Annotated in this window: 2 protein-coding genes; both read left to right on the plus strand. The window is 38.0% G+C overall.

What is annotated here, in order from left to right:
- The coding region (locus tag ACFIO3_RS02020; protein ID WP_375704066.1) for a peptidylprolyl isomerase at nt 1–399 on the plus strand (399 nt) is incomplete at its 5' end.
- A gap of 18 nt (nt 400–417) precedes the next feature.
- Nucleotides 418–930, plus strand: a complete 513-nt coding sequence (locus tag ACFIO3_RS02025) for a peptidylprolyl isomerase (protein ID WP_375606665.1) — start codon at nt 418–420, stop codon at nt 928–930.
- Nucleotides 931–1,191 lie beyond the last annotated feature (261 nt).

Consider the following 1,191-nt stretch of genomic DNA (forward strand, 5'->3'; position numbering starts at 1 on the left):
GGGGCCTATAATAATGTTGTGTTTCATCGTGTAATTCCTGGCTTTATGGCGCAAACTGGTGATGTAGAATTTGGAAAAAAAGGCAGTAGAGATTTTGATCTGAAACGCGTTGGTATGGGGGGATCAAATTATCCCAATATACCGGCTGAGTTTTCAAAGCAGCCATTTAAGCGTGGTACTGTTGGGATGGCACGTTCACAAGATCCAGATTCCGCGAATTCTCAGTTCTTCATTTGTTTTGATGATGCTGCTTTTTTAAATGGTCAGTATACGGTTGTTGGGGAAGTAATAAAGGGGATGGATGTTGTTGATAAAATTAAAAAAGGTACCACAAGTAATAATGGATCTGTAGAAAATCCAGATGTTATTAATGCTGCTACTTTACAAGTTGATAGATGAAGCAAAGGAGCTTTTCATATGATTGAGGATAAAAATCCGGAAAATACTTTAATTCTTGAAACAACAAAGGGCAGAGTTGTTATTGAGCTTTTTGCTGATTTAGCGCCTTGTCATGTTGCACGTATCAAAGAACTTGTCCGTGAAGGTGCTTATGATAATGTTATTTTTCATCGCGTTATTGATGGCTTTATGGCGCAGACTGGAGATGTGCAATTTGGAAAGAAGGATGGTGAAAAATTCAATTTATCACGTGCTGGTATGGGGGGGGCAGAAAAACCAAATTTAACAGCAGAGTTTTCAAATCTTTCTCATAAGCGTGGTACAGTTTCTATGGCACGGAGTCAGAATCCAAATTCTGCTAATTCTCAGTTTTTTATTTGTTTTGCAGATGCTCCGTGGCTTGATCGTCAATATTCCATATGGGGGCAGGTTGTTGAAGGTATGGAAAATGTTGATAAAATTAAACGTGGTGAACCTGTTGCAGACCCAGATTCAATTACCAAAGCCATTATTGCTGCGGATGTAGAATAGTATAAATTATACTAGTTTCAATTGTAAGTTGCTAAGAGAAAATTCTCCTATCTGATATAGGGTGGCGATCAGTGATTACAGCTTAAATTCCTAACAGAGTTCAGCTGCTATGCCTTTATTCTTTCTACCAAGTTTCTTTTAATTTATGGATTTAGAGAATTTTGTTTGCTGTATTGGGGAAAGGTTGTGATTTGTTTGGGTGTTTTCTCGAACGAAGAGACCGCTCAATTGGGTGGAAGACGTAAAGATGAAAATAAAAGG

The sequence above is a fragment of the Bartonella sp. AD328YNZD genome (assembly GCF_042196425.1).